Below are 21,816 nucleotides of genomic sequence, written 5' to 3' on the forward strand. Positions count from 1 at the left end.
TGCTTGGTACCCTGAACCGCCCGTTGGTTCCGCCCCGATGGTGACACAGGCGCGCTCGCGTGTACCACCTGTGGCGGGATCAGTCCGGCCGGACCGCGACGATGCCGTACATCAGCGGCAGGTCGGGCACGCCTTCGGGCGTCCGAAAGCGCCGTCTGGACTCGCCGCGCATCCCGCGGAACGGCGTCCACCCGTTGGCGTACGGCCACTCCCGCAGCCGCTGGATGCGCAGCCCCGCATCGATCAGCGCCTGCGCCACCTCGTACACGCCCCACTGAAATTCCACGGAGCGGTGCGGGTTGGCGAACTCCGTCACGCCCTCCACGAACCCCGAAGGCGCCAGCGCTCCGGCGGAGTCACCCACGTAGTCACCCACGCCCGCCTCCGTAACGATCGGCTCGCCGCCGCTGGAATACGGCCAGGCGAGCCGCACTTCCTCGTCGAACATGGTGGCCGCAGGGTGAAAATCCACCAGCACAAAGCGCCCGCCCGGCGCCAGGATCCCGGCGATCCCCCGCGCCCACGCCGCCAGGTCCGAGATCCAGCACACCGCGCCGTAGGATGAGAACGCCAGGTCGAAGCGGCGCCCCTCGCGCGCGGCGGCGTCCATCCACGCGTACACGTCCGCGCGCTCGAACTCCCCCGCAATCCCCGACTCCGCCGCCAGCCCCCGCGCGAACTCCACCGCCGTGTCGCTGATGTCCACGCCCGTCACGCGCGCGCCCAGCCCCGCCAGGCTAAGCGTGTCCTGCCCGGCGTTGCACTGCAGGTGGACGAGCCTCTTTCCGTTTACGTCACCCAGCAGCTCCACTTCCTCCGGAAAAAGCGTGCTGCCGCCGGCGCGCAGGAACGCCGCCTGATCCGCCTTGTGGCTGTTGTGCGCCTGCGTGGCGGCGTTCCAGGAGAGGCGGTTGGTTTCGTGGATGTCGGTGCGGATCACGGCGGTGAACGGGTGAGGGGGTGAACGGGTGAAGGAGATGACGCGATGAGGTGCGTCAGCCTTCGTGCGCCGGGCGGCGGCCAATGACGAGGGGCTGATAGAAGGCGCCGTCCAGCCGGCGGACGTCGTCGAAGCCGGCTTCGCGCATCAGTTCGATGAGGCGGGGGACGGGGAGCGCGTAGTACGTCGCGCGCATCACCCGCGTCTGCGCACCGGCGCCGCCACGGTCTTCCACCACGTACATGCTGGTTTCGTACAGCGGCGGGCGCGGGTCCCACACCTGAAAGAGCACCCACCGCGCGCCATCCTCTTCCCGCACGCCGTGCGGATGCATCCGCGCGGTCTGCAGGTCGATGGACTCGTAGTCACGGATGGAGACCAGGCAGATGCCGCCGGGCGCGGTGCAGCGGCGAAAATCGCGCAGCGCGTCCAGGATCTCGCCGTCCGTCAGCAGGTGCGGCAACGCGTTGTCGGCGCAGAGCACGATGTCGAACACGCGGCCGTGCGCATCCCACGCCCAGCGCATGTCCGCCACCTTTGCGTCGATGGTCAGCCCGCGCCGCGCAGCCTCGTCGCGCAGCCGCCGGACGGCACCGGGGGACAGGTCCGACGCGGTGACGCGGTAGCCCAGCGCCGCCAGCCCCAGCGCCTGCGTGCCGATCCCGCACGCCAGGTCCAGCACCGTCCGCTCGCCGCCCACATCTGCTTCCGCGCGGATGACCTGGTCCAGCGCCGCCGCCTGCCGCGCGATGCTGGCCTCCCAGTCCGGAAAGATGAGGTGATAGAACGGCGCCAGCGCGTCGTAGAAGTCTTCCGGACCGGGCATGGGATCGGCGGCGGCGGGATGAGAGTTCCGCGTGCAAGGTAGCCCGCGCGTCGGCGGGCGCAAACCTTTGCGTGGCCCCCGCCATTGCGCGAACCGCGACGGGGGGAGAGTGTATCCGCACGCGGAGCGACCGACGCTCCGCCTGACGGAACATGAGAACACGACGATGATCCAGCTGACCGACGAGGCCCGCGCCCGAATCCAGGACCTGGTGGATGCCGGGGCCGTGCGCGACCCCGCGCTGCGCATTACGCTGGCGACGGGCGAGGACGGCGCCGTCCGCAGCCCCATGGACCGCGAGTACGCAATCTCGCTGGTGGAGCGCGAGGACAAGCAGAAGACGGAGATCGCCATCAACCTGGAGGGCATCCGTGTGCTGCTTAACCTGGACACCAGCACCCTGCTGAGCGGCGCCACAATCTCGCTGTCCCAGGAAGACGGCGGGTTTCGCGTGGAGACCCCGCGCCCCAACCGCCCCGCCGCCCCCGCGGCCTCCACGGGCGGCGCCGGCCTTTCCGGTCCGCTGGCGGAGCGCGTGCAGGCCGTGTTCGACGAGTTGGTGAACCCGCGCATCGCGGCGCATGGCGGCGCGGTGGAGCTGGTGGACGTGGCCGACGACGTGATCTACGTGCGGATGACGGGCGGCTGCCAGGGGTGCGCCGCCTCGGCGCTCACGCTGCGGCAGGGCATCGACCGCATGGTGCGCGAGGAGATCCCCGAGGTGCGCGACATCGTGGACCTTACCGACCACGACGCCGGCGTCAACCCGTACTATTGACGTATCTTCTCCATCGAAGTCTCGAAGCGGAGGGCGACGGCACCGAGCCGTCGCCTTTCTTTTGTTCGTGCCACGAAGGGTTGGGTCGTTCAGTGATATCAAAAAGCCCGCGGTCCGCCCTCAGGAGCGAATGAATTCGCCGCTGGAAAAGCGCGAAGTCCGCCTGCGCGGACTGTAGCCGCGAGTGCGGAGCGCCGCGACGTAAGCGGAAGTGGCCGAGAGTAGGTTTTTGGTCGCGCGCACGGTTCCGGAGTCGCGTACAGCACAGTGCGGCGCTTCCTCGAAATGACAGATCGAAGCGCGGCGGGACAAACCCGACGCTCCCACCTTCGTACCTTCGTACCTTCGTACTTTCGTACCTTCGTACTTTCGTACTCAAAAGAACGGGGTGCCGGCCCAAGAGCCAGCACCCCGTTCACCCATCCCCACACCACCCGGTACTCCCCACTTCCCCATCCCCGCCCCGCCGCTCCGTCAGCTGGCCATCGCGCGCTGCGTTACCGCGGCGGCCTGACCAAGATACTGCTCCAGCGCGCCGCTCTCGGCGTTCTCCCAGTCCGCCGGGATCGGCGAAAGCCGCCGCTTTTCTCCGGAGTTCTCAAAGCAGAGCCAGCCACCCTGCAGCCCCGGCGTCATCTGCTCCTCATCGCGGCCGGTGGCGTACTGCGGAACCACGTTCCACACCCGCCACACGTGACCTTGCGAATCGGTGAAGTTGCGTAGTGCCATGTCCCTGGTCCCTCGGGTCAATCGCCTGGAATGCGCCGCCTACGCAGGGAGTGTGCCAGTTTCGTCGCAAATCGTATCTGCTGCAACAACTTACAACATGCGTTCCGCGATCACAGCCCCCGCCGCGCCCACGGTTCGTTGGCTTCCAGGCAGTCGATGAGCTCGATGTAGATGCGCCGCGCCGCCTCGGTGAACGTCTCGTCGTCCGCCTGCGCGAACGGGGCCATCTCCGCGCGGATGCGCTCGGACAGCGTCCCCGCCTCGATCATCCGCGCCACCAGGTCCAGGTACCCCGCCTCGTCCTTGCGCACCGTGCGGCGCGCGCCGGCCAGCAGGTGGCGCAGCGCCGTCCGTGCGTCCGCCGAGCCGTCCGCGTCGCGGTCCACGTCCAGGTGCGGTGCACGGACGCGCGCCTCGCTCCCCGCATGGATGCAGGCGCGAAAGTCCTCCACCAGCACCGTGTGGTCCGGCAGCTCCACCCGCCCCGCCGCCGCCCGCGCCGTCAGGTGCTTGAGCGCGGCACGGACGAAGACGGCAATCGCCACGTCCATCTTTACGCACTCCTGCGTATCCAGCACCCGCACCTCCATGGCCCGCCGCGCAAAGCGCAGGATGGCGCCGCGGGTGTTGAAGAACTCGTGGCGGATGGCCCCCGTGTCCGGCAGCCGGTCCAGCGCCCGGTACATCGGCGCCAGTATCTGCTTCCGGTAGTCGCCAAAGCTGTCCACGTACTCCGGCACCAGCTGCCCGCACGATTCCGGGATGCGCGCCTGGTGCTCCAGGATCCACGCCAGCCGCCCGTCCACCGCGGGCTGCAGGTCGCCGTCGTACATCGGCGAGCTGGCGGCCAGCGCGGGAAGGTAGGGGATCAGCAGCGCGGCGGCCGTGTGCATGGCCATCGCGTCCACCTCGCGCCCCATCGGCAGGTTCAGGTGCGCCGCGTGCACGTTCATCCACCCGTGCGTGCGCACGTCGAAGAGCCGCGCGTAGGTGGTGTAAACGCGCAGCCCCGAACGCGTCCACAGCTTTCCGTTCCTGGGATCGAACCAGGGGTGCATCCCCGTGGGCATGAGCCGCGCGCCGAACTCCGCGTGCAGCACCGCGCTGAAGCGCTGCACCCCCTCCGCCAGCATCCGCTCCGCGTCCGCCAGGCTGCGCACCGGCTGCTGCGTCTTGATCTCGAACACGTGGTCCGCGATCTCGTTGCTGAACCCGACCGCGCCGAGATCCACGTCCGACGTCCCCCGGCCGGCCAGGACGCGGAACGCCGGCTCCACCAGCGAGACCACGTTCAGGTCGCGGTCCACCGTGGGGTACTCCAGCTCCATCCCCGCCACCTCGAACGGCTTGTAGTGCCGCTCCCCCCGCGTCGCCTTGGCCGGGATCGGCGTGCGGGCGCGCTCCACCAGCCGCGTCTCCGCCGCCTCCGCTTCCGCCGGCTCGTCCTCGGCCGGCCCCTGCTCAATTCGCCTCACGAAAAAGTCTATCAGGTCCTCGTAGATCGCCGTCCCGTCGGCGGCGTCGTCATATCCCACGTCCAGGTTGGGATTGTCGTTCACCTCGATGACGACGGGCCCGTCCGCCGTCTCCTTGAGGTCCACCCCGTACAGCCCGTCGCCGATGAGCCTGGCCGCCCGCAGCGCCGCCTGCACCACCGCCTCCGGTGCCTGCTCGCGCGGCACCGCCTCCACACGCCCGTATCGCTCCTTTCCCGCGGTGCTCTCCGCGCGGATCTGCCAGTGCCCGCGCGCCATGTGGTAGCGGCAGGCAAAGAGCAGCCGCCCGTCCAGCACCGTGATGCGCCAGTCGTAGTCCGTGGGCAGAAACTCCTGCGCGATGATCAGCGGCGAGCGGCGGAACATGTCGTCCGCGTAGCGGCGGAACTCGTCGGCCGAGCTCACCTTGTGCACCGCGCTGCTGAACGAGCCGTCGGGGAGCTTGATGACCAGCGGCAGCCCCAGCCCCGCCACCTCGTCCCACGGCGTCTGGCGGGTGACGATGCGCGAGCGGGGCATGGCGATCCCCTCGCGGCGCAGCAGCTCGTCCAGAAACACCTTGTTGCCGCAGCGGATGATGGACTGCGAATCGTCCACCACCGGCATCCCCAGCGCCTCGGCCCGCAGCGTGAACTGAAAGGCGGGCTCGCTCACCCCCGTCAGCGCGCGGATGAACAGCGCGTCGTACTCCGGCAGCCTGTGCAGCTCGTCCAGGCCGATGCGGCGCACGTGCACGTTCATCCGCTGCGCGATGCGCTCCAGCCGGTCCAGCGTCTCGGGGCTGCTGGGGCTGAAGGCGTCGTCCGGGTCGACGAGGACGGCGATGGACGCGCGCCGCTCTTCGCGCGGCGCCTCGCGGCCGCGGCGCACGATGCGCTTTTCGTCCGCCAGCGTCCGGCACAGCTGCTCGCGGTCCTCGTCGCTCAGCCGGTGCGGCGGCACGGGGGTGACGGCCGTCACCTTCCACTCGCCCTCCTCGCGCACCAGCTGCAGGCGCAGCACCGGCGCCGGCCACTCGCGGTAGACGGCGAGCGCTGTGTTGCGAAAGCGCGCGTCCGCCGCCCCGCCGAGGAAGACGAGCGTCTCCGCCGCCTCGTCCGCCTCCGCCGGGCGGCAGGTCCACCCGTCCTCCTCCTGCACGCGGACGATGGGGACGGATGGCGCGCGCGGCGCCTCGTCGTCCTCCGCCTCCTCGTCGCCGGCGGACGCGGCGCGGGCGGTGCGGCGGCGGGCGCGCATCTCCTCGGGGTCCACCGTGGCGACGCCCGCCTCCTGCAGCGCGCGAAACAGCGCATACGCGTCGCCGAACACCTCGCTTACGTCCACGCTGGGGATGGGCAGCTGCCCGCGCGCGTCCGCCAGCAGCGAAACGTAGTAGCCCTTGCTGCCGTACTTCCACGAGCGGCACAGGTTCACGACGACCGCGCCGGGCTCCGTCAGCCCCTCGCCCCCTTCCAGGTAGCGGTCGGCGGTAACGTGCATTCCTCCGGGAAGGCCCCGGCCGTCGGTTTCGTAGCTGACGACGGCGATCACGCGGGTGCGGCTCACGCGGCGGCCTCCCGGGGCCACATCTCCAGCAGCACCGCGTCGTACGTCACGTCGCCCAGCAGAATGGAGTTGATGAGGCGCTGCCCGTCCACCACCTGCCGCCCGTCGGGCGAAAGGGGAACGTGGTGCGAGGGGTCGCGCACGGAAAAGCGGCGCCCCCAGTGCTCGTAGCCCACGATGACCACAAAGTGCCCCGTGGGCTCGCCGGCCACGTCGTCTTCTACCATGCGGTCGTCGTCCAGCTGCCGCTCGCGGGCAAAGTGGTACAGGTAGGTCGCGCTGAGCCCCGCCAGCACCGGGTGCTCGCGGTCGATGATGGACTTGAGCAGCGCCGGGGTAAGCTCGTCGAACGCCAGCTCGCCCCCCATCTCCAGAAAGTCCAGGTACGCCCGCGCCGCGCGCAGCCGTTTGGAATCAGGAAGGTGGGGAAAGCGCGCGTGGATCTTTTCGGCCAGCTGGTCGCGCGGCAGCCCGTACCAGGTGGGGTCAAAGATGCGCAGGTCGTACGAGTAGATGCGGGCGCCAAAGCCCCTTTTCAGGGCAGAGACGCCCAAAAAAACGGCAAGCGTGCCCCCATCCTCGTTGCGGTCGATCTCGCCCAGCACCTCGTCGGCCCCCACGCTCAGGCCGTAGAAGTCGTAGACCTTGCGCAGGCAGGTGGGCCCGCAAGTTACGTCATCGGGTTGCAAAAAGCGTTGAACGCGCAGCTCGTGCGCAAAGCGGTCCTCCTGCTCCCGCCGGTCTTCCGGCAGGGTGTGAACCGCGTCGGGAATCTCCGTCATCTGCTCCGGCACATCGCGAAATGGGCGGCCTCGCAAGGATTGCGGGCCGGCGGCGGCTCCGAGCAACGCCCGTACCACGTGACGTGGGCGGTGTACGGTTCGTCTGATGCGGGACGGGAACTGGCGTCTGGACGGGGTCTTGCGTGGTGTGCTAACTTGTTAGCCGCTCCGGAAGCGGACAGGGTTCTCGGCTGCGGCGGGGAGCGTCCACGCCCCGAACGTTGGCGGGCGGCGGAAAACAGCGAGCACGGGCGCGAAGTTCAGCCCTGGTGCGGGTTCCCGCGGGTGCGGCGGGCCAAATCCGGTGGCAAAATTATGGCGCACGTTTTGCGCCCTGTAACAAGAGTGTTGCAGTTCTGGACCGTTGTCCACATACTTGGTGTATACGGAATGTTTGCTGCGAGCACAGGCCCGGTGCGACGGCGCGTTCCGAGGGCAACACTTCGTAGCAGCTGGAGATTCTGCGGCCGTCTCTGCTCCACCGAATTGGCCGCAAACCTGAACAAATTGTGGCGTTACGGTCCCAACCTGCATATAGTATACAGGTAGGCCTCACAACGCATAACAAGGCACACGTTTAAAAAGGAGATGCAGGGGATGAAGAGCACACGGTCCAAGGCGGCCGCGCCGCGTCTTCCCCGCCGTTGGCGCACTCCTCCCCCGCTTACCCGCGGGTCGGAGTCGCTGGAGGGAATGGAGATCCTGCGTGAGGTGGGCGGTGAAGTCGGCGTACTGCTGTGGCAGGCGTACCGGAACGTGATGTTCTGGGCCGGCACCGACCAGGGTGAGCGCGGACGCCTGTTCTCGCCCGAGGCGGGGCGCAAGCGCGCGGCCGAGCTGGCCGAGTCGCGCATCCCCGACGAGCTGGCGGGCCCGCTCTCCACCTTCGCCGAGATGCTGTCCGCTCCCGACAGCACCAGCGGCGAGGCGATGGCCCAGGCGTGCACCGGCATCGCCCGCTGGGCGGACGGTGAAGGCCATACCAACACCGCCCTGGCGTACACGCAGGCAGCGTCGGTGGCCTCGCAGCGCAACCCGCGGCTGGCGCTGGCGGTGGGGCAGCTTGCCCGGCGCCGCGGCGAGCTTCCCCGCGCCGAGACCTGGTTCCGCCACACGGTGATGGTGGCGCGCCAGACGGGCGACTGGGAGTCGTACTCCCGCGCCTACATCGCGCTGGGCAACATGCTCATCCGCCGCGGCAACTTCCCCGGCGCGCACCGCATGCACATCAAGGCGCTGCGTGCGGCCCGCCGCAAGGGGCTGCAGCAGATCCAGGGCATGGCGCTGCACGACCTGTTCGTGATCGCCCTCGAAACCGGGCGTAAGGAGCAGGCCGAGGAGTACGCCCGGCAGGCGTACCGCGCGTACGGTCCGAACCACCCGTCGCTCCCGGTCCTGGCGCACGACGTGGCGTACTTCTGGGTGGAGCAGGGCTACTTCGCCCGCGCCCAGGAGGTCTTCCAGGCCCTGGAGACGCACCTCACCACGCCGGCGGACCGGCTGAGCCTTACCGCGTCGATCGCGCGTGCCGCCGCGGGGACCGGAAACCGCGACCTGTTCCGGCGCGCCTGGACGCAGGTGGTGCGGCTGAACAAGGACCCCGATGTGCAGGTCGTGGTGCCCGCGTGCATGCTCGACCTGGCGCTGGGCGCGACCAGCCTTGGCGAGTGGGACCGTGCCGAGAGCGCCGCGGAAGAGGCGTATGAGCTGGCGACCAAGCTCGCGCAGGCGAAGGTCCGGTTCCGTGCGGAGTCGCTGATGGACGCCATCCGCAACGGCCGGCAGGCCGAGGCGCGGCAGCAGGCTTCGCGTAGTGCGTCGCCCAGCCCCAAGTCGGAGACGCTCGCGAACGAGTTCGTCCGCAGCCTGGAACACGGCCGAGCTACCGCAGGGGTCTGATCACAAACAAACTCCCCGCGCTTCGGCAGGAAGCGCGGGGAGTTTTGTATCTATACCCGAACGATTGGTTCAGCCGCCCGAGCCGATCACGGCGCCGCGGCAGATGACGGAGCCGTCCGCCAGGCGCTCGGTGTCGCACTGGATGGCGTCCTCCGACGGGGCGGCGGCGGGCGCGGCCTCGGGGGCGGTGACCGAGTCGCCGCAGGCGGCCAGGGTGGAGATGGTGAAGACGGCCAGGAAGAGCCGGGCGAGTTTCATCGTCGCTCCAGAAGGTGTGGGATGTGTTGGTAATGCTGCGGGGCGGCCAGCCAGGATGGTGATGCCCGAGGGGATGCCGTAAGATGTACGCGGGCGTTGCGGTGCGCCCAATCTCTTGCGGTCTCCTACCGAATATTTCCAGACAGGTCATGCCACCACACCCCCGACCCCTGCTGATCATGCACTCAAACGGTGCGTTCAGGGACCGTGTGCGGCGGCTGGGGGCCCGTGGGTACGCCTGCAGCTTCATCCCCACGTGGGAGCAGCTGCGCGCCGAAATCATCGCGTCGCCGCCGGCGGCCATCGTGGTGGTGGACCCCTACGCGGGCTCCAGCCTGGAGCGTCCGCAGCTGGCGGGGGACCTGCGCACGCTGCTGTGGGAGTTCCCCTCCGCCACGGTGCTTGCGGCGGTGGAGCTTCTCCCCGGCCACTCGCGCGACCTGCGCACACTGGGGGAGTGGGGCGTCACCGACATCATCTCCCTGGCGGAGGACGACACCCACGAGGCCATCTACCGCCGCCTGCGCTCCATCGAAGGGCGCTCGCTGCAGCGGCTGCTGGAGCGCACCCTGCCCCCCATGCTCTCCGGCCGCACGCGGATGCTGATGATGACGGCGGCGGAGGTGGTGGCGGTGGGCGGCAAGGGGCGCGACCTGGCGCGGCGGCTTCACCTGTCGGAACGCACCGTGCTGCGCTGGGCGGAGCGCGCCGGGCTTCCCCCGCCGCGGCGCATGCTGGCGTGGATGCGCATCCTGCTGGCCGCGTCGCTGCTGGACGACCCGGGTCGCTCGGTGCTGTCGGTGGCGCACGCGTGCGGCTACGCGTCGGACAGCAGCCTGCGGCGCGCCATGCAGGACTTTCTGGGCGCCGGTCCGTCGGCGCTGCGCCGCCAGGGCGCGTTCCCCGCCGCCTCGCGCGTGTTCCTGGATGAGCTGGCCCAGACCCGCGCCGCCGGCCGCGACCGCCACTCGCTGCGTTTTTAGCGGCGCTGCTCCACGAGCCGAATCCGGGAAAAGACCTGGTTCACGCGCAGGGCGCGGAGAGGATGCTTCTCCGCGCCCTCCGCGTCTCCGCACGTCGCCGGACTTCGTGGATTCGGCTCAGCCGGCGGCGTCCCAGTCAAAGAGCACGGGGCGCCAATCGCCGCCTTCCACCGCCAGCGCGCCCACGTAGCCGGAGCCGGGATCCAGCGAAAGCATGGTCCAGCGCTCCGCCTCGGCGGGGTTGCCGCGGGTGCGCAGGATGCGCGCGGGCTCGCCGGGCGCGAACGCCACGTCAAAGCGGTCCAGCGGCATGGACAGTCCCTCGCCCACGGCCTTGATGTACGCCTCCTTGCGCGTCCAGCAGCGAAAGAACGCCAGGTCGCGCACGTCATCCCCCAGCCCCGCGAACACCTCGTTCTCGGGCGCCGAGAAGAAGCGTTGGGCGATGTCGATGCCGTCGGGCATGGGCTTGATCAGCTCCAGGTCCACCCCGATCTCGCGGCGCAGGGTCAGCGCGTAGAGCGCGAAGTCGCCGGAGTTGGAGACGTTGAAGCGGATCCCCGCCCCGGCCGAGGCGCCGTCCAGCTCCGGCTTGCCGTGCGAGCCCTCGCGGTACGCCAGCGCGGCGGGAGGGAGGCCGGTGTAGCGGCTGAGGATGCCGCGCTGCACGCCGCGCCCGGCGACGAACGCGATGCGGTGCTCGTCGAAGCGAAAGCGGGCCGCGCGGGCCCGCTCGTCCGCGGAAAGCGTCGCCTCCAGGCGCGCCAGCACCGATGGCGGCGGGCGCAGCGAGGCGCGCCAGACGTGCACCTCGTCGTGCGGCAGCGCCAGCGGCCCGGCGGGCGCGGGCACCCAGACGTCACCAGCCACGGGTGCCGGCCGGGAAGAGCGTGCTAAGCAGCGGCCGCAGCTCGCGCGAAAGGTGCTGCAGCACCCCGGCCCGGTTGCCGTTGATGAAGAAGTGGTCGCCGTCGAACATCTGCAGGCGAAACTCGCGCGAGGTCTGCTCACGCCACGCTTCCAGCTCCTCGATGTCCACCTCGTCGTCGCGCTCGCCGCCGTACGCGCTGATGGGCAGGTCCAGCGGGGGCTCAGGGGTGTAGGCGTACGTCTCGCCCAGCGAAAAGTCGGCGCGCAGCATGGGCTCGATCAACTCCATGATCTCCGCGTTCTGCAGGATCTCCTCGGGCGTGCCGGCGTAGCGCCGCAGCGCGTCCAGAAACTCGCCGTGCGGCAGCGCGTGGATCACCTCCTCGTCGGGGTCCATCTGCGGCGCCGGGCGCCCGCCCACGAACAGGTGCAGCGGCATGGGCCCGCCCGTGCGGCGCAGCGTGCGCGTCAGTTCGAACGCCATCAGCCCGCCGTTGCTGTGGCCGTAAAAGGCGAACGGCTTGTCCATGTGCGGCAGCAGCTGCGGATGCATGGCCTCCACCAGCTGGGCAAGGTCGCCGTACGGCGTTTCGGCGAGGCGCGCTTCGCGTCCGGGGGGCTGCACGGCGACGACCTCCACCTCGGGCGGCAGGGCGCGCGGCCAGGGAGAATACACGGTGGCACCGCCGCCGGCGTACGGAAAGCAGAACAGCCGCAGGCGGGCGTTGGGGTTGCGGCTGGGGTACACGGCCCAGCCGTTCAGCGGGGATCGGTTCACGGGACTCCGGCTCGGATTGAAAGCTTCTCGATGGCTCGGGCGATGTAGCGCGGCGGCCCAGCCGGTTGCGTCACCCATCCAGGGGCAAACAATTCGCCGCTGGACCGACGCAAAATCCGCCTTCGCGGCTGCAAGGACAAGTCTCGGCGCCCAACAGGCCTGATGCCGTGACTTCCTCATCCGCGCGGGCGGACGCCGGACTCCCCATGGGGATCGGGATTTCGGGCCTCAGCTCAGCCCCGCGGCCCAGCGGCCGATGGTCACCTGCTGGATTTGCGTGCTCCCCTCGATGATCTCCATCACCCGCGAATCCCGCAGGTAGCGCTCCACGGGATACGCGTCCGTCAGCCCGTTGGCGCCGTGAACCTGCACGGCGGCCAGGGCGGCGCGGGTGGCGGCCAGGGAGGCGAAGTACTTGGCGTGGAACACCTCGCGCCCGGCATCCGCATCGCCCTGGTCGCGCAGCCAGCCGGCGTGCAGGCACAGCAGCCGCGCGGCGCGGTAGTCCGTGGCCATCTCCGCCAGCATGGCCTGCACCAGCTGGTGCTCCGCGAGCACCGAGCCGCCCTGCACGCGCGTGGAGGCGTACGCGGCCGCGGCGTCCAGGCAGGCGCGGATGATCCCCACGCTGCCGCAGGCCACGCTGTAGCGCCCCAGCTCCAGCACCGACAGCGCGATGGCCAGGCCAAAGCCCGGGCCCGCCAGCCGGTTCTCCTTCGGCACGCGGACGCCGTCGAAGGCGATCTCCGCCAGCATGGACGCGCGTGTCCCCGCCACCTCCAGCGGCGTCGCCGTCACGCCCGGCGCGTGCAGATCGACGAGCAGCGCCAGCGGCTTGCCGTCGGCCTTGGCGAAGCAGAGGAGCACGTCGGCGATCTGGCCGTAGGTGGTCCACTTCTTACGCCCGCGCAGCACGTACGCGTCGCCGTCCAGCTCCGCCGTGGTCTGGATCGCCCCCGCGTCGCTCCCCACCTCCGGCTCGCTGAGCCCGAACGCGCCGATCACCTCCCCGCGCGCCATGCGGGGGAGCCACGCCTCCTTTTGCGCGCGGCTTCCCCAGCGGACGACGGAGTGGCACGCCATGGAGTGCACCGTCACCAGCGAGCGGATGGACGAGCAGCCGCGGCCCAGCTCTTCGTTCAGCAGGCCAAAGGTGACCGCGTCCATCCCCGTCCCGCCGAACTCGGCCGGCACCACGGCGCCCAGGAAGCCCTCTGCCGCCATCCGCTCCACTACGGAGGGCGGCGTGCGGCCTTCGCGGTCCCACGTGCCGGCGAAGGGGGCCACCCGGGCGTCCACCCACGCCGCGAACCCGCGGCGCGCGGCCTCCTGCGCGGCACCCAGGCCGGTGCGCAGGCGGTCGTCCGCGGGGGGGTGCACGGGCGGGACGGCGGAGTCCGGCCCGGTCGGCGGCGGGATCAGACGCCGGCGCCCTGCTTGCGCTCCACCAGCGCCGAGATGGCGTCGATCGAGCGGAAGTTGTCGATGTCCAGGTCGTCGCTCTCCACCGCGATGCCGAAGGTGGATTCCACGAAGTTCACCAGCTGCATGGCGAACATGGAGTTCACGAAGCCGGTGGCGAAGATGTCTTCGCCGTCGCCCAAGGCGTGGCCGCGGACGAACTTGGAAACGAACTCGCGGACCTGCTGCTTGATGTCCATCGGAACGGCCAGGGAATAGGGAACAGGGAATAGGGAATAGCGGGCCCGCTCGGCTGGGTCCCTGCGCTCCCTCGTACCTTCCTTCGTCTTACACCGCCGCCGTCGCGCCCGCCGGGGGGACGCCGTAGTCGAAAAAGCCGCGTCCCGTCTTGCGGCCGTGCAGCCCCGCGTCCACCATCTTCCGCAGCAGCGGGCAGGGGCGGAACTTGGGGTCGTTGTAGCTGTCGTACAGCACCTCCAGCGAGTACAGGATGGTATCCAGCCCGATCAGGTCGCCGGTGGCGATGGGCCCCATCTTGTGCCCAAAGCAGGTGACGAAGATGCGGTCGATGTCCTCGGCGCTCGCCACGCCGTCCATCACCTCCCAGATGGCCTCGTTGATGGTGAGCATCAGCACGCGGTTGCTCACGAAGCCGGGAAGGTCGTTGACGACGATCCCTTCCTTGCCCATCTGCCCCAGAAAGCGCAGGGCGGTGTCGATGGTCTGCTGCGAGGTGTAGAAGCCGCGGATGGTTTCCACCACGGGCTTGAGCGGCACCGGGTTCATGAAGTGCATTCCCAGCACCCGGTCCGGCCGCCGGGTCCACCCGCCGATGCGCGTGATGCTGATGCACGAGGTGTTGGCCGCAAAGCAGGCATGCGGCGGGCAGACCTCGTCCAGCACGGGGTAGATGCCTTCCTTGATCGCCACCTTTTCCGTGGCGTTCTCCACCACGAAATCCGCGCCGGCGAACGGCGCGTAGTCGGTGGTAAAGGTAATGCGCGCCATCACCTCCGCCGGCGGCGGGCCGCCCTTCTGCTGGGTGAAGAAGCCGTGAAAGCGCAGGTTGCGCTCCATCTCGGCGCGGGCGTGGGCCAGCACCTGGTCGTTCAGGTCCAGCAGCACCACGCGGTGCCCCGTCTGCGCCAGGTTCTGCGCCACCCCCACGCCCATCACCCCCGCCCCCACCACGCCGATGGTGGCCAGCGGCGTGGCCTGCGCCCCCGCCTGTTCGATGTTGGGCATTCGACTGGTGCTCGTGGTTCTGGATGTGGCCGGCACCGCGCGCCGGGCATCGAGCTGCGTCCGCGGGATGCCCCTCCCCCGGCCCCTCCCCGCTCGTTCCTCGCGGAGAGGGGAGAACTCAGTGCCGCGGGCAGGCCGTGACTCGTTTCACCCTTTCCCGTGCGTCCGGGAGAGGGGTATGGGAACCGGCGCGCCGCGGCTTGAAGGCCGCGGCGCCGGCCGGCCGCTGCTACGACTGGCCGCCGGCGTTGGCGGCGTCGGCGTCCATCTTGTCCCGGAGGCTCTTGGGACGCATGTCGGTCCACACCTCTTCGATCCACGCCAGCACCTCGGGCTTCAGGCCGCTCTTGCCGGCCTTGCTCCATCCCAGCGGCAGCTCGCGGTCGGCGGGCCAGATGGAGTACTGCTCCTCGTGGTTCATGACCGCCTCGTAGATGGTCGTGTCCTCGCGCTCTTCGTTGCTCATCGTTTCACGGTGTGAGAAGGTGAAAACACGGTCAGGCGCCCGCCGCCGCCGGCCGCGGCCCGGACGCGGGTGCCGGCTCCGGCGCCGCGGGGCGCGCGGCGACGGCGTCGGGAATCTCGTCTTCGAGCCGGCGCACGCGCGGGCTCAGGTACAGCAGGGCCGTCGCCACGATCACGAACGCGCCCACCAGCACGAACAGCAGGGCGATCCCCCGCCCCGGCCCCACGCCCAGCACGCGCCCCGCGCTGTGCTCCAGCACGCCGCCGGGCATCATCAGCGGGTTGAAGACGCGTTCCGCCAGCGGCCCGCACGCCAGCGCGGCGACCGGCATGGTCGACATCGCCAGCATGCGGCGGATGGCGAACACGCGCCCCATCATGTGCCGCGGTGTCTTGCTGAGCCATATGGCCTGGCTGGACGACCCCGCCAGCGGCGAAACCAGCAGCATCAGGAACATGAACACCGTCACCGGCACCACCGACGGACGAAGCGCCACGCCGATCAGAAGCAGCGAACACAGCGATTGGGCCAGCAGCAGCCCCCGCACCTTGCCGGCCGGTCCGCCCCACGCGCTCAACGCCAGGCTCCCCACCAGCAGCCCCACGCTGGAGACGGAGACCACGGCGCCCAGCTGCGCCGGGTTGGCGAACGAAAGCACCATGGGGCCAAACAGCGGGTTCACCATCCCCTGCCCCAGGTTGATGAGGGGAAAGTAGATGAGCAGGGCCAGCAAGCCCGGCCGCTGGCGAACGAACACCCAGCCGTCGTGCGCCTCGCGCAGCAGGTGCTGGCGCGGCCGCGGCGAGGGCGGCGGGTTGGGGATGCGGACGGCGGCCAGGGTGGCCACGGCGATCAGAAAGGTGATCACGTCGATGGCCAGGATCCCCCACAGCCCGATGGACGTCACCAGCACGCCCGCCACCAGCGGCGTAAGGATGCCGGTGATGGCGTCGCTGGTCTGCATCATCCCCGCCGCGCGGGAAAAGTGCTTTCCGGGCACCAGCATCCCCATGGACGCGGTGAACGCCGGGTTCTGAAAGGTGCCCACCGCGGAGCTCAGCCCCGACATCACCACCAGGTGCCAGACCTGGAACGCCCCCGTGTACAGCAGCACCCCTATGGCCAGCGTCATCAGCGCCGCCAGCGCGTCGCTCACCAGCAGCACCCTGCGCCGGTCCCAGCGGTCCACCAGCGCCCCGGCGAACGGGGAGAGGAGCACCGCGGGCACCGTGGCGGCAAAGAACAGCAGGCCGAACGCCTCGGCCGAGCCGGTCTTCTGGTAGATCCACACGGGAAGCGCGAATCCGGTCAGGCCCGAGCCCAGCGACGACACCAGCTGGCCCAGCCAGATCACCGAGAAGGAACGCATCTCGGCCAGCACCCGCGTAACGGGCTCGCGCGCCGGTGCCGCGGGATTGTCGCTCACGCTCGATCGCAGAAGCAAGGCAGGCGCCGCCCCCGGCCTTCAGGACCGTGCCCGCTGATCCGGGACGTCCGCCGCGGCCAAACCGGTGCCGTCGGCGGGGAGAGCCGCCAATCTAACACACTTGCCGCACATTTTGGAACACCCAAAAGCCAACTCGCACGGCGTTTCCGCTCATAATTCCAGCATGGACGCCGTCTGCCACGCACCGCAGTCGCACCCACGGATCACGTAAGCGCCTTTCGTGCCGAATCGAGAACAAGCGCGGTGTTATCCCTCCTGCTCCTCCAGCAGCGCCAGCACCTCTTCTTCCGACAGCGAGTCCAGCCAGTCCAGCCGGCTCCCCAGCCCGGGATCGCGGTCCCGCTCCAGCACCACGCGCTCCGCCAGGCCGCGCACCGTGGGCGCGTCGAAGAGGGCCGAAACGGAAAGCCGCACCCCCAACGTCTCGTCGATGCGGTTGATGATGCGCACGGCACGCAGCGAGTGCCCGCCCAGCGAGAAAAAGCCGTCCGTGGCGCCCACGCGCTCGATCCCCAGCACCTCGGTCCACACCGCGGCGATCGCCCGCTCCTCCGGCGTGGCGGGAGGGACGAACCCCTCGCCGTCGCCGACCGGTCCCGCCACGGAGGCGGGATCGGGGAGGGCGCGGCGGTCCACCTTGCCGCCGGGCGCCAGCGGCAGCGCGTTCATGGGGACGATGAAGCCGGGGACCATGTACGCCGGCAGCCGCTCCTGCAGCCGGCGGCGCAGGGCGGCTGCGTCCGCGGCCCCGTCCCCGCGCGGGACGACGTACGCCGCCAGCACCCGCTCGCCCGACGCGTCCGCGCGGGCGACGACGACGGCGTCGCGCACGCCGGGGTCGGCCACCAGCACGGCCTCGATCTCCCCCGGCTCGATGCGAAAGCCGCGCACCTTTACCTGCTGGTCGGCGCGGCCCAGGAAGTCCAGGACGCCTTCCGGAAGCCAGCGCGCCCGGTCGCCGGTGCGGTACAGGCGCGATCCGGGCGCGCCAAACGGGTTGGGGACAAAGTGCCGGGCGGTGAGCCCCGGGCGGCCCAGGTAGCCGCGCGCCAGCCCGTGGCCCTCCACGTACAGCTCGCCGGGCACGCCCACGGGCGCGGGGCCAAGCCGTTCGTCCAGCACGTACGCGCGGCTGTTGGCCACGGCGCGGCCGATGGGGACGGCCAGCGCGTTGGCGGGAACGGATTCCACCACGTGAAAGGTGGAATACGTGCTGTTCTCCGTGGGCCCGTAAACGTGGATGACGCGGGTGTGCCGGCACGCGCGGCGCATTGCGTCGGGCGCGGCCGCCTCGCCGCCGGACAGCACCTGGCGCATCCCCGCGAACGTTTCCGGCGCCTCGCGGGCGAGCTGGTTGAACACCGCGGTGGTCAGAAACGCGCTTTCGATGCGCCCCTCGCGAATGCGCCGGGCCAGCGCCGCCGGCGACAGCATCTCGTCGCGCGTGATGCCGACCACGCAGCCGCCGTTGAGCAGCGTGCCCCACACCTCCCACGTGTACGCGTCAAAGTTGGGCGTGCTGCCCTGGCCCACGCGCTCGCCGGGCCTGGGCGCGTACGCCGGCTCGCCGATCAGCCGCACCACGCCGCGGTGGGTAATGCCGATCCCCCGGGGCGTGCCGGTGGACCCGGAGGTGTAGAGGATGCACGCCAGCGACTCCGCGTGCTGAAAGCCGCTCGCGGAAGACCGGTCGGTTTCGTCCTGCGACCGGGCGGTCTCGGCCATCGACAGGACGGGGCCGGCAAAGTGCGCGAGCGGGTCCGGCACCGCGTCCTGCACGATCAGCGCGGAAACACGGCCGTCCTGGAGCATGAACGCAAGGCGCGCGGCGGGATAGTGCACGTCCAGCGGCACGTAGGCGCCGCCCGCCTTCAGCACCCCCAGCACGGCGCAGATGACCGCCGGCCCGCGCTCCATCGCGATCCCCACGTGCGCCTCCGGCCCCAGCCGCAGGGCCAGCAGCCGGCGCGCGACGGCGTCCGACGCCGCGTCCAGCTCCGCGTACGTCATCGTCCGCCCGTCCCAGTCCACCGCGGGGGCGTCCGGCGCGCGGGCGGCGTGCTGGGCAAAAAGCTCCGGCACGGTGGCGTGGGGAGGGAGGCCCGTCTCCGCGGGATTCCACGCCTCGATCACCCGCCGCCGCTCCGCCTCGTCCATCATGGGCGCGGCGGTGACGGGGCGCGCCGGCGCGGCCAGCAGCGAGGCGAGCAGGCGCTGGTAGTGGCCCCAGATCCGCTGCACGGTGTCACGGCGAAAGAGGTCGGTGGCGTACTCCCAGATCATCGCCACCTCCTCACCGGCGGCCGCGTTCTGCTGCGCGCGGGGGATGACGATCACCTGCAGGTCGAACTTGGCGGTCTGATTCCCCAGCGCCTCCGTCACCTCCAGCTCCAGCCCCGGCAGCCGCAGCTCAGGATACGGCGCGTGGTGCATGTTGAAGGCGTGCTGAAAGATGGGAAGCCGGTCCATGGTCCGGTCCGGCTGCACCGCGTCCACGATGCTGGCGAAGGGGACGTCCTGGTGCGGATACGCCTCCAGCGCCGTCCGCCGCACGCGATCGACCAGCGTGAGAAAGTCCGGGTCGCCGCCCAGGTCGGCGCGCAGGGGGATGACGTTCACGATCATCCCGATCAGCTCCTCCGACTCCCGCAGCCGCCGCCCCGCGGATCCGCCGCCGAGGACGAAATCGTCCTGCCCCGTGTAGCGGCCGATGAGGGCGTGAAAGGCGGCCAGCAGCGTCATGTACAGCGTTACGCCGTGCGCCCGGCTGAACGCGTCCGCCGCGTGCGCCGTTTGCGGATCCAGCCGCACGTGCAGCGACTCGCCGCGAAAGCTGATGCGCGGCGGTCGGGCAAAGTCCAGCGGCAGGTCCAGCACGGGGGGCGCGCCGGCCAGCCTGTCGCGCCAGAACGCCACCCCGCGCGCCGCCTCGTCGCCCTCCATCCACCCCCGCTGCCACACCGCAAAGTCGCCAAACTGCAGCGCCGGCTCCGGCAGCGGCGACGGCTGGCCGCGCGAAAACGCGTCGTACAGCGGCACAAGGTCGCGCAGAAAGACGCCGAACGACCAGCCGTCGTGCACCAGGTGGTGCTCCACCACCAGCAGCACGTGCTCCCCCGCGGCCACATGAAAGAGCGTCCACCGCACCAGCGGCAGCGCGCCCACCTCGAACGGCCGCGCGAACTCCTCCGCGAAGCGCGCATCGAGTTCTTCGGCCGACAACGGGCGCGCGTCGGCGACGGGGAGGTCGACGGTCCAGGGCGCGTGCACCGTCTGCATCGGTTGCCCGCCGATCTCGGCGAACGTGGTGCGGAAGATCTCGTGGCGGCGGACGATCTCCGTCAGCGCGGCGCGCAGGGCGTCCACATCCAGCGTGCCGCGCATGCGCACGGACGCCTGGAACTGGTAGGAGCGCATCCCCGGCGACAGCCGCTCGAAGAACCAGACGGCCTCCTGCGCCGGGGAGAGCGGGAGCGGCCGGGTGCGGTCCACGGGCTCGATGGTCTCCGCCCGCGCCGGGGCGCCACCCATCCCCCGCTCCACCTGCGCGGCCAGCGCCTGCACCGTGTGCGCCTGAAAGATGGCGGGGAGCGGCACGCTCACCCCCAGCGCGTCGCGCAGCCGCGCGACAATCTGCACGGCGCGCAGCGAGTGCCCGCCCAGGGCGAAAAAGTCGTCGCGCACGCCCACGCGCTCCACGCCCAGCACCGCCGCCCAGATGCCGCAGAGAATCTCCTCCACGGGCGTACGCGGCGCCACGTACTCGTCCCCCTCCCCGCGCTCCAGCCCCTCCGGCGCGGCGAGGGAGAGGCGGTCGATCTTGCCGTTGGGGGTGCGTGGCAGCGCGTCGACGGAGACGAATGCGGAGGGCACCATGTACTCCGGCAGCCGCGCGCGGAGGAAGGCGCGCAGCTCCGCCCCCCCGGCCCCGGCGGGGGCGATCCACGCCACCAGCCGCGGCTCGCCCACGCCGTCCGGCCGCGCGGCGACGGCAGCCCCCTCCACCGACGGATGCGCGGCCAGGGCGGCCTCCACCTCCTCCGGCTCCACGCGAAATCCGCGGATCTTCACCTGCCGGTCCATGCGCCCCAGGCAATCGTACTCGCCGTCCGCGCGGCGCCGGCCCAGGTCGCCGGTGCGGTACATCCGCGCGCCGGGAACGGAGGAGAGCGGATCGGGAAGGTAGCGCTCCGCCGTGAGGGCGGGGCGCGCCAGGTAGCCGCGCGTGACCCCGGCGCCCGCCATCATCAGCTCCCCCTCGCCGCCGTCCTCCATCGGCCGCAGCGACGATGGATCGATCACCCGCACGGCGGACCCGGAGACCGGCCGTCCCACCGTCACGGGATGATGGGGATCGCGCGGGATCAGCGCGCAGGTGGAGTAGGTCGTATCCTCCGTGGGGCCGTAGAGGTTGAGGATGCGCTCCACGCCTGTCCCCGCATACAGCGCGTCGGCCAGCGCGCGCGGCACCGGCTCGCCGCCCAGGGCCAGCGTGCGCAGCGTGGCCGGCAGGGCGCCCTGCCGCAGCAGCTCGGCCGCGGCGGTCGGTACCATGCTGGCCAGCCGCACCGGCTCGCGGACGGAAGCAAAGGCGAGCGCATCATCCACCAGCACCAGCGTGCCACCCCAGCACAGCGTGCCGAAGATCTCCGCGACGGAGACGTCAAAGCAGACGGAGGTCGCCGCCAGCGCGCACGCCCGCTCCGCATCCGGCACCGTATCCCGCAGCCAGTGGAGAACGGCGGAGGCGGTGTGGTGCTCGATCAGCACGCCCTTGGGCCGCCCCGTGGATCCGCTGGTGTAGATGACGTACGCCAGGTTCTCCGGCCGCGCGAGGGGATGCGGATCATCGGCCGATGCCGCGGCGACCGCCTCGTCCGCATCCACCACCACCGTGATGCCGCCGTGCGCCGGCAGCCGGTCCGCCACGGCGGAGTGGGTGAGGATGACGGGGGCGCGGGTGTCGTCCAGCATCGCCGCCACGCGCTGGGGCGGATAGGCGGGGTCCAGCGGCAGGTACGCGCCGCCCGCCTTCAGCACGCCGAGAAGGGCGGCGACCAGCTCCGGGACGCGGGGAAGGAAGAGGGCGACGGGCACCTCCGGCCCCACGTCCAGCCCCCGCAGCCGGTGCGCGACACGGTTGGCGCGGGCGTTCAGCGTGGCGTAGGAGACGGCGGTGCCGGCGTGGACCAGCGCGGTGCGCTCCGGATGCGCCGCCGCCGCGCGCTCGAACAGCGCGTGGATGCAGGCGGGGGCGGCCGGGTGTTCGTCCGATGGCGGATTGGGGAAGGATGGTTGGGTCATCTCCGTTGCGGGGCGGAGGTGAACTGGCGGGAACGGCGAGGGGCG

Annotated in this window: 17 protein-coding genes; 3 read left to right on the forward strand and 14 right to left on the reverse strand. The window is 70.8% G+C overall.

Annotated features, from left to right (window positions below; all coding sequences use genetic code 11):
* Window positions 1-79: 79 nt before the first annotated feature.
* Together ACOJUJ_RS06805 and ACOJUJ_RS06810 are read right to left on the reverse strand one after the other, a co-directional pair.
* Window positions 80-937 carry a class I SAM-dependent methyltransferase gene (locus ACOJUJ_RS06805; protein ID WP_420126134.1) on the reverse strand — a complete coding sequence of 286 codons (858 nt, stop codon included), beginning with the start codon at window positions 935-937 and terminating at the stop codon, window positions 80-82.
* A 58-nt stretch (window positions 938-995) separates the two neighbouring features.
* Window positions 996-1,766: a class I SAM-dependent methyltransferase gene (locus tag ACOJUJ_RS06810; RefSeq protein ID WP_420126100.1), complete on the reverse strand. Its 771-nt coding sequence runs from the start codon at window positions 1,764-1,766 to the stop codon at window positions 996-998.
* A 166-nt stretch (window positions 1,767-1,932) separates the two neighbouring features.
* On the opposite strand from ACOJUJ_RS06810, the gene ACOJUJ_RS06815 reads away from it, so the two are divergent.
* The gene (locus ACOJUJ_RS06815; RefSeq protein ID WP_420126101.1) at window positions 1,933-2,544 is read left to right on the forward strand and encodes a NifU family protein; all 612 of its coding nucleotides are present in this window, start codon (window positions 1,933-1,935) and stop codon (window positions 2,542-2,544) included.
* 474 nt (window positions 2,545-3,018) lie between these two features.
* Here ACOJUJ_RS06815 and ACOJUJ_RS06820 read toward each other — a convergent pair whose 3' ends face one another.
* From ACOJUJ_RS06820 to ACOJUJ_RS06830, 3 genes are all read right to left on the reverse strand, one after another.
* On the reverse strand, window positions 3,019-3,273 hold the full coding sequence (locus ACOJUJ_RS06820; protein WP_420126102.1) for a hypothetical protein: 255 nt from the start codon (window positions 3,271-3,273) through the stop codon (window positions 3,019-3,021).
* Window positions 3,274-3,383: 110 nt separating this feature from the next.
* Window positions 3,384-6,317, reverse strand: coding sequence for a glutamate-cysteine ligase family protein (locus ACOJUJ_RS06825; protein ID WP_420126103.1), 2,934 nt, complete (start codon window positions 6,315-6,317; stop codon window positions 3,384-3,386).
* Window positions 6,314-7,099, reverse strand: coding sequence for a hypothetical protein (locus ACOJUJ_RS06830; RefSeq protein WP_420126104.1), 786 nt, complete (start codon window positions 7,097-7,099; stop codon window positions 6,314-6,316). The genes ACOJUJ_RS06825 and ACOJUJ_RS06830 overlap by 4 nt, the downstream gene beginning before the upstream one ends.
* Window positions 7,100-7,696: 597 nt before the next feature.
* Here ACOJUJ_RS06830 and ACOJUJ_RS06835 point away from each other — a divergent pair.
* Complete coding sequence (locus ACOJUJ_RS06835; RefSeq protein WP_420126105.1) at window positions 7,697-8,998, forward strand: tetratricopeptide repeat protein; 1,302 nt, start codon at window positions 7,697-7,699, stop codon at window positions 8,996-8,998.
* Between the two features lie 69 nt (window positions 8,999-9,067).
* On the opposite strand, the gene ACOJUJ_RS06840 is transcribed toward ACOJUJ_RS06835, so the two are convergent.
* Complete coding sequence (locus ACOJUJ_RS06840) at window positions 9,068-9,256, reverse strand: hypothetical protein (protein ID WP_420126106.1); 189 nt, start codon at window positions 9,254-9,256, stop codon at window positions 9,068-9,070.
* Between the two features lie 179 nt (window positions 9,257-9,435).
* Here ACOJUJ_RS06840 and ACOJUJ_RS06845 point away from each other — a divergent pair, with 179 nt between their 5' ends.
* On the forward strand, window positions 9,436-10,239 hold the full coding sequence (locus tag ACOJUJ_RS06845) for a helix-turn-helix domain-containing protein (RefSeq protein WP_420126107.1): 804 nt from the start codon (window positions 9,436-9,438) through the stop codon (window positions 10,237-10,239).
* Window positions 10,240-10,356: 117 nt separating this feature from the next.
* Here the strand turns inward: ACOJUJ_RS06845 and ACOJUJ_RS06850 are convergent, their stop codons facing one another.
* The 8 genes from ACOJUJ_RS06850 to ACOJUJ_RS06885 form a co-directional block, all read right to left on the reverse strand.
* Entirely contained in the window at window positions 10,357-11,109 is a 753-nt protein-coding gene (locus tag ACOJUJ_RS06850) for a 4'-phosphopantetheinyl transferase family protein (RefSeq protein WP_420126108.1), read from the reverse strand.
* Window positions 11,099-11,887: a thioesterase II family protein gene (locus ACOJUJ_RS06855; protein WP_420126109.1), complete on the reverse strand. Its 789-nt coding sequence runs from the start codon at window positions 11,885-11,887 to the stop codon at window positions 11,099-11,101. Before ACOJUJ_RS06855 ends, ACOJUJ_RS06850 begins: the two co-directional genes overlap by 11 nt.
* A 228-nt stretch (window positions 11,888-12,115) precedes the next feature.
* Window positions 12,116-13,267, reverse strand: coding sequence for an acyl-CoA dehydrogenase family protein (locus tag ACOJUJ_RS06860; protein WP_420126110.1), 1,152 nt, complete (start codon window positions 13,265-13,267; stop codon window positions 12,116-12,118).
* A gap of 38 nt (window positions 13,268-13,305) precedes the next feature.
* Window positions 13,306-13,548, reverse strand: coding sequence for an acyl carrier protein (locus ACOJUJ_RS06865; RefSeq protein WP_420126111.1), 243 nt, complete (start codon window positions 13,546-13,548; stop codon window positions 13,306-13,308).
* A gap of 88 nt (window positions 13,549-13,636) precedes the next feature.
* Window positions 13,637-14,554 carry a 3-hydroxyacyl-CoA dehydrogenase family protein gene (locus tag ACOJUJ_RS06870; RefSeq protein WP_420126112.1) on the reverse strand — a complete coding sequence of 306 codons (918 nt, stop codon included), beginning with the start codon at window positions 14,552-14,554 and terminating at the stop codon, window positions 13,637-13,639.
* 229 nt (window positions 14,555-14,783) lie between these two features.
* Window positions 14,784-15,020: an MbtH family protein gene (locus ACOJUJ_RS06875; RefSeq protein WP_420126113.1), complete on the reverse strand. Its 237-nt coding sequence runs from the start codon at window positions 15,018-15,020 to the stop codon at window positions 14,784-14,786.
* Window positions 15,021-15,051: 31 nt separating this feature from the next.
* Entirely contained in the window at window positions 15,052-16,446 is a 1,395-nt protein-coding gene (locus ACOJUJ_RS06880) for an MFS transporter (RefSeq protein ID WP_420126114.1), read from the reverse strand.
* Window positions 16,447-16,713: 267 nt separating this feature from the next.
* On the reverse strand, window positions 16,714-21,771 hold the full coding sequence (locus tag ACOJUJ_RS06885) for an amino acid adenylation domain-containing protein (protein WP_420126115.1): 5,058 nt from the start codon (window positions 21,769-21,771) through the stop codon (window positions 16,714-16,716).
* Window positions 21,772-21,816 lie beyond the last annotated feature (45 nt).

The sequence above is a fragment of the Longimicrobium sp. genome, assembly GCF_048594345.1.
Lineage (GTDB): Bacteria > Gemmatimonadota > Gemmatimonadetes > Longimicrobiales > Longimicrobiaceae > Longimicrobium.